At 36.8% G+C, this 7,556-nt stretch carries 5 protein-coding genes and 1 pseudogene; all 6 read left to right on the top strand.

From position 1 onward, the window contains the following. Window positions 1–384: 384 nt before the first annotated feature. Entirely contained in the window at window positions 385–2,319 is a 1,935-nt protein-coding gene (locus BUA11_RS10160; protein WP_245789729.1) for an extracellular solute-binding protein, read from the top strand. Beyond that, window positions 2,309–3,202, top strand: coding sequence for a carbohydrate ABC transporter permease (locus BUA11_RS10165; RefSeq protein WP_072761165.1), 894 nt, complete (start codon window positions 2,309–2,311; stop codon window positions 3,200–3,202). Before BUA11_RS10160 ends, BUA11_RS10165 begins: the two co-directional genes overlap by 11 nt. Before the next feature lie 9 nt (window positions 3,203–3,211). After that, window positions 3,212–4,084: a carbohydrate ABC transporter permease gene (locus BUA11_RS10170; RefSeq protein ID WP_072761166.1), complete on the top strand. Its 873-nt coding sequence runs from the start codon at window positions 3,212–3,214 to the stop codon at window positions 4,082–4,084. A 31-nt stretch (window positions 4,085–4,115) separates the two neighbouring features. Further along, a complete protein-coding gene (locus BUA11_RS10175; RefSeq protein WP_072761167.1) occupies window positions 4,116–6,125 on the top strand; it encodes a YIP1 family protein in 2,010 nt (669 codons plus the stop codon). Continuing rightward, window positions 6,106–7,209 (top strand): DUF5696 domain-containing protein, encoded by a 1,104-nt coding sequence (locus BUA11_RS10180; RefSeq protein ID WP_072761168.1) that lies wholly within the window; start codon window positions 6,106–6,108, stop codon window positions 7,207–7,209. The genes BUA11_RS10175 and BUA11_RS10180 overlap by 20 nt, the downstream gene beginning before the upstream one ends. 94 nt (window positions 7,210–7,303) lie before the next feature. Then, window positions 7,304–7,556, top strand: a pseudogene (locus BUA11_RS10185) (IS21 family transposase); the annotation flags it as partial.

The raw sequence follows: 7,556 nt of genomic DNA on the forward strand, positions 1-7,556 counted from the left end.
CATACCTCAAATAGGACGAAGGAATGTGAGAGTGTGGAACAAACCAGGTGGGCATAAGAGGGTTAGTTTGAGGGAAAATGGTGGGGAAGTAGTTAAAAAAAATAATCTAAGAAGGAATAAAGCGACATAAAAATAATGAATTAATTCATTAAAGATAAAAAATTAAAATTATTAAGATTTTAGATAAACTCTTTTGGAAAAGAAAGGGAAGTAAGAATTTTTTGAAAAAATAAGAAAAAACGTATTTCAGGAGGCTAATCAAAAATATTTCTTTGAAGAGGTATTCCTGTTTTTCGTAATCTGTATGTAGATGGCATCTTACCTTTCAAGGAATTCAATAATTTACCATTTGAATATACATCTTACGCTTGGAAAGATAAGGTCTTGCCTTATGAGGTCTACCTAGGTAAGGGTTACCATGTACTGTCTTTGGAAGTATCAACTGGTATATATGAAAAATTGATCGAAGAATTGCAAAGTATTGTTAAGAGAGTACAGGGTATAGGTCTTGATATTCAGAAGCTTGTTGGAAATAATCTTGATCCAAACAGAACGTGGGATATTGAAAAGTATATGCCCGGCGTGTTGAAGGAATTAAAGGATATCTCGCTTAAGTTGAGAAAGGACTATAAAAATTTACTTAACGTTGTTGGTCAACAAGGTCGTTCTTCTATCTCGGATTTGCTTGTCGCTGCGGATCTTATCGATAAGATTTTGAAGAAACCAGAGAAGTTACCGTTTTTCCTCGATGAGTTAAGTGGTGGTGCTTCATCTGTAGCGCAAAGATTGTCGGAGTTATCTATGAGGTTAAAAGAGCAACCAATGGGCATCGATAAGGTCTATGTCTTCCAGGGTGTTCTTCCAAACACTCTTCAAAGTGCTAATACTGGCTTTATTACGATGTACGAAGAAGTTGAGAAGCTTTGGCTTTCACTGTTTAATAAAAATCAAGATTATTCAATTTTTGAGAAAACAGATGTACGTGCTTTACGTATATGGGTAAATAGACCTGTTCAATACGTTGAAACATTACAGTACCTGATAGATACAGATTTTAGCAAAAAGACAGGTATTCCTGTGGTACTCTCACTTATGCCAAATGAACAAAAGCTCATATTAGCTGCATCATCGGGTAATGTGCCAGATATTGCTTTGAGTATTAGCAACTGGGTTCCTTTTGAACTTGCAATTAGAAAAGCACTCTATCCACTTTCGGATTTTCCTGACTTTTTTGAAGTTGTTTCTAAGGATTACAATATCGAAACACTGTTACCTATGGTGATAGATGATAAGGTATACGGTGTTACTGAAACTCAGAATTTTTATGTGTTGTTCTATCGAAAAGATATAGTTTCGAACCTCGATATTCCGTTACCTAACACGTGGGATGATGTGAAGAAGATCCTTCCTGAATTGCAAAGAAGAGGTATGAACTTTTTCATACCCATGTGTGAACAGACCACAAAGTATTTCAACACCACTGCTCCTTTCTTCTTCCAAAATGATGCAAAGTTGTACTCACAAGATGGATTTAGAGCGGCGTTAAATGAAGAAAATTCCGTGAAGGCTTTTGAGTTGATGACGGATCTTTTCTCAGTGTACGGTATGCCTGAACAGGTTGCCAACTTTTACAATTCGTTCCGTTATGGAAGGGTACCAATCGGTGTTGGTGATTTCGGACTTTATGTTGTACTTTCGAACGCTGCAGATGAGTTGTACGGTGCGTGGGATATTGCTCTTTCTCCGGGTGTCATGGGGAACGATGGTGTGGTGAAACGTTATCAAGTCTCCGGAGATCGTGCAGATGTTGTGTTTGCAAATTCTGATAAAAAGGAAAAAGCATGGATATTCTTGAAATGGTGGCTTTCAAAAGAAACACAACTTAAATTCGCACGTACACTTGTTAACAGATACGGTCCAACATACCTTTGGAATACGGCAAACGTTAACGCTTTCAAAGAAATGGATTTTATAGATGAAAGGCATAAAAAGGTCATTCTAAATCAATGGAAATGGATAAGGGAAGTTCAAAGACATCCGGGTGGTTACATGACAGAAAGGGAAGTTAGTAACATATGGAACAGGGTAGTAGTAGAAGGTTATCCGTTAAGAACATCTATAGATAGGTCGGTGATTATAATCAACAGAGAGCTTGAGAGAAAGTTAACTGAATTCGGTTACATAAAAGAGGGGAAACCTGTTAAACCATACAAAATGTACGCTAATATGGAAGAATTCGTTAAAGAAAATCTCGGGGTAAGAGCGTCTGTTGTTTTGGATAATCAACGAAAACTTTGGGGTGATACATATGGTAACTAAAATTCCGAAAAGGCGTTCAAATCATTGGCTTCTTTTATCACCTTATCTAACGCTTTTTACAATATTCATCGTCTTACCAGTTGCTGTGGCTATATTTCTTTCATTTACTTACTTCAACGCTATCGAAAAGCCAAGGTGGATAGGTATACAGAATTACATCATTTTATTAACAAGAGACGACATCTTCATGCAAAAAGTTCTTCCAAATACTATTAAATACGCTCTTATAGTAGGTGTCGGTGGATACATACTCTCATTTATTCTTGCTTGGCTTGTTGCTCAACTTACCAAGATACCACGAACGATTTTTGCACTTATTTTGTATTCTCCATCTTTAACTGCTGGTGTGACGATGACCGTTGTTTGGCGTGTGTTGTTCAACGGTGATCAGCAAGGTTATCTGAATGCGTTATTGTTGAACCTTGGATTAATAGATAAACCAGTTCAATGGTTGCAGTCACCTCAACATCTTATGGATATTATGATTATTGTTTCCTTGTGGAGTAGTATGGGTGTCGGATTCCTTGCTATGCTTGCTGGTATATTGAATATCGATGAACAATTGTACGAAGCAGCATATATAGATGGGATAAAGAATAGATTACAAGAGATTATATACGTTACGATTCCTGCTATGAAACCTCAGATGCTCTTTGGTGCTGTTATGTCGATAGTTAATACATTTACATCAGCTGGTATCGGTGTTGCCTTGTCCGGTTCCAATCCAACACCGCAGTACGCAGGGCAATTGATAGTTAACCATATAGAAGATTACGGCTTTTTACGTTACGAAATGGGATACGCTGCTGCTTTATCAGTTGTTTTGTTACTTATAATCTGGTTCTTCTCTCGTGTAGCATGGCGTTTGTTCGGTGAAAGGTAGGGATGGTCGATGGCAAAGTTTACGACTAAAACAAATCCAAGGTACTTTCACAAAAGTCAATTAAAGTTCTATTTCATACTGGCACCTATCGCTTTGTTTATGACGTTGCCGATAATTTTTATCTTCTCGCAAGCTTTCAAACCTCTCGATGAATTATTTTTGTATCCACCGAGGTTCTTTGTTAGAAGACCGACGCTTGATAATTTTTACCAACTCTTTGCCCTGACAAGAACATCCAATATTCCAGTAAGTAGGTATCTTATGAACAGTATACTCACGGCATTTTTCACCGTGCTTTTCACAATAATCATATCTGTTTTCGCTGGTTACACACTTTCCAAGAAACATTTCAAGGCTAAGGGAGTAATCTTCACCATAAATAACCTTGCTCTTATGTTCGTTCCGATAGCGGTTATTATTCCAAGGTATTTTATAATTCAAAGTCTTGGACTTATAGATACGTTCATAATAAATATTTTATCGTTACTTGCCATGCCAATAGGTGTCTTCCTTGTGAAACAATTCATCGACCAGATACCAGATGCGCTTATCGATGCCGCCTTGGTCGATGGAGCCAACGATTTCCATATAATATTCAATATCATAATCCCTCTTCTCAAACCTGCAATCTCAACAGTAGGGATTCTCGCTTTCCAAGTTGCTTGGAATAGTGCCGAAGCCTCAACGTATTACATAAACAACGAAAATCTCAGAACATTTGCATTTTACGTATCGAATTTAACTCAAGCAACGGGAAACACTATAGCAGGTCAAGGTATCTCAGCAGCAGCTGGTTTAATCATGTTCGTACCGAATTTGATATTGTTCATAGTTATGCAATCAAGAGTTATGAATACAATGGCTTACAGTGGATTAAAGTAGTAGGTCATAGCAATGGAAGGTGATATAGGAAATGAAAGCGAAGGTTCTCTTATCTTTTTTAATCTCTTTGATCTTTTTATCCACAGTGTTCGGTGTAGATAGTACATTCTTAACTTACACACTTACCGGTAATAACAATTGGAAGATTACACAAGATGCCTATCTTGTGAGTGAAGTGTTGTTTAAAGATTTTGATCTTTATTATCCTGAGGATTTATTTATCAAAGGTTCTAAGATGTATATCGCCGATTCAGGTAACGCTCGTATCGTTGTTTTGGATATGAACACTATGGAAATTAGTACCATAGGTGATATGGCACTGTGGCAACCAACAGGTATATTCGTAACAGATGAATATGTGTATGTTGCTGATCCGGGAAGTTCCGAAGTAGTTGTCTTTACGCTTACAGGTGAGGAAGTGAAAAGAATAGGTAGACCTACGAATCCACTCTTCGGTGAGACAGCTAATTACAAACCAAAGAAATTAGTCGTAGATAAAAGAGGCAATTTGTACATCGTTAGCGAAGGTACTTTTGAAGGAATTATACAACTTGATAAAGATGGACAGTTTCTTGGATACTTCGGTAGTAATACCGTTGGTTTAACATTTTTAGATAAATTCATAGATTTATTTTACACGAAAGAGCAAAAGGCAAAGTTGTTGAATAGAATTCCTAAACCATATACAAATATCACTATCGATGACAAAGGTTTGATATACACCGTAACACAGAAGGAATCTGGTAATGCAATAAAAAGGCACAACACTATCGGTATAAATGTACTGTCAGCTTCTCGTGATAGAAAGATGATCGATGAAGATAATTTCATCGATATAGCTGTTGATAAAGATGGGAGAATGTACGCATTAACGGAAACCGGTTTGATTTACGAATATGATCAGGAAGGTAACCTTATCTTTTCGTTCGGTGGACGCGCAATAGCAACTGAACGAAATGGACTCTTTTCCGTAGCTGTAGCTATAACAACTGATGAAAATGGGAATTTGTACGTGCTTGATAGAGAAAGAGGCCTTGTCCACATATTTGTACCAACAGAATATGCGAATATACTCCACAAAGCGTTGAATTTATATGAAGAAGGTAAGTACTTAGAAAGTAAGAAGTACTGGGAACAAGTAATGACCTATGATGGATATTCAAAGATCGCACACCATGGACTGGGTAAAGCATACTTTCAAGAAGGAGATTACAATAGAGCAGCTTTGCATTTCAAAGAAGCATTTTCACGTAGAGATTACTCCGATGCATTTTGGGAATTGAGGAATATGTTTTTGCAAAATCATATGGGGTTGATACTCTTTGTTTTCTTACTGATTATCATTCTATTCGTACTCATCGACTGGCTATCAAGAACCGGGAAACTTAGCGTAAAGGTAAAGGTAAAATCAAAGCTCATTTCAGATATTTTATACATGAAAAATATTCTAAAACATCCGTTAGATACGTTTTACTATATCCAAAAGAAAAGGCACGGTTCTGTGTTATCAGCTTCGATTATTTATTTGTTGTTCTTGATTGTTGTACTATTCGATTACTTCGGCAGGAGTTTTATATTCAATTTGAACACAAATGAGAGAAGTGTTGGGTTTGTGATTTTAACGGCAGCTGCACCAGTTGGATTGTGGGTCATATCTAATTGGCTTGTGAGCTCCATAAACGATGGGAAAGGAACGTTAAGGGATATATACATCTTCACCGCTTACACGTTCGCACCATATATACTCTTTCAACCGTTAGTCATTTTAAGTACGTATATACTCACATACAATGAGACGTTCTTAATCGATTTTGCCTCATTAATTATCATATCGTGGGTTGGTGTTTTACTCTTTACTGGTGTAAAAGAGATCCACGATTACAACATCAGAAATACGATAAAGAGTATTTTACTCACACTTGGTTGGATATTCGTGATGATTTTAATATATTCAATAGTATACATGTTGTGGGACCAACTAACGGAAACCGCTTTTGGTATAGTTCAGGAGGTGTTGTATCGTGTCAGGATTTCAAGGTAAATACAAATTTTTATTCACTATAATATACTTGCTTGTTGGCTATCTGTCTTTTTCTCAGGCGATAGGAAATGAATTCTTATCGAACAGGTTTACACGACCAGAGAAGTACGTAGATGTTAATTCTCCATTCACATTGGAAGGTTATACGAAGATAGGTGAATCAAGTGCTTTGGAATTATGGATCGATTTGAAAACAACATCGTTGAGGGTTGTCGATAAAAGAAGTGGATACATCTGGGGTGATGTCGTAACAACGCATGAAGCATTCTCTGAAATGAATGATACGTGGAAGGCAATAGCAAAGTCGATAGTTTTAATCGAATACTTCGATGATCGTGGTATTTCAAATGTGATTGGAAGTGCCGATGAAAGTGTTCAAAAAAGCTATAGTAGAGTCAATGATGGTATAGATTTTAAATTCAATTTCAAAAAAGTAGACATATCTTTCCTGTTGAGCGTAAGACTGAGTGGAGATAGAATTGTCTTTCAATTGAAGAATGGTACCATAAAGGAATCTGGAAAATACACGTTGGCTTCGGTTATCTTTGCACCGTTTCTTGGAAGTACAGTTTCAAATGAGATAGATGGATACGTGTTCGTACCGGACGGTCCAGGTGCGCTTATCAGATTTTCAAAGCCCGCTCATTATCTGAATTGGTTTGAAAAGAGGGTGTATGGTAAGGATTACGGTATCGATAACTTAGCTTCTGTCAACGACCTTCGTTCAAAAAGGCCAAATGATTTCTTACGTGAAGAACCGTCGATACTTACACCGGTCTTTGGAATTGTTCATGGTGTTAAAAGAAACGCTATATTTGGTGTCGTGACATCTGGTAAAGAGTACTCTTCTATCGTCGCTTATCCAAGTGGTATATTAAGCCTTTACAACTGGGTTTCCGCAAAATTTATATACCGCCAAAAATACCTTCAACCAACAAGTCGCAGTGGTGCAGGTATACAAGTCGCTCAGAAAGACATGAATAAATTCGATGCGAAACTTGAAGTATCGTTCCTAGCAGGTAACGATGCGGATTACGTTGGAATGGCAAAGTATTACAGAGATAATTATCTCAAAAACTGTTAATGATAAAATAAAAATGTACTGAAAGTGGAATATAAGGATGTACAAAATTGTACATTGATATGATATCCTTTCTCATAGTGAGGAGGGATATCAAATGCAGAACTTAACAGCACATTTAAACATGATAAGGGCGATGAAAATGAAACCTAACTTTTCAGAACTTGCAAGAATATATGGGATAGACAGAAGAACAGTAAAAAAGTATTATGAGGGTTATGAAGGAAAACCTAAGAATAGAAATAAACCAAGTAAATTGGACAAATACTATGATGAGATAAAATCAAAGCTTGCTATCAAAGGAGTTACAGTCAAGGGTGTTTATGAGTATTTAAAATCAAAAGATGAGA

Source organism: Fervidobacterium gondwanense DSM 13020, from assembly GCF_900143265.1.
Classification (GTDB): Bacteria; Thermotogota; Thermotogae; order Thermotogales; family Fervidobacteriaceae; genus Fervidobacterium; species Fervidobacterium gondwanense.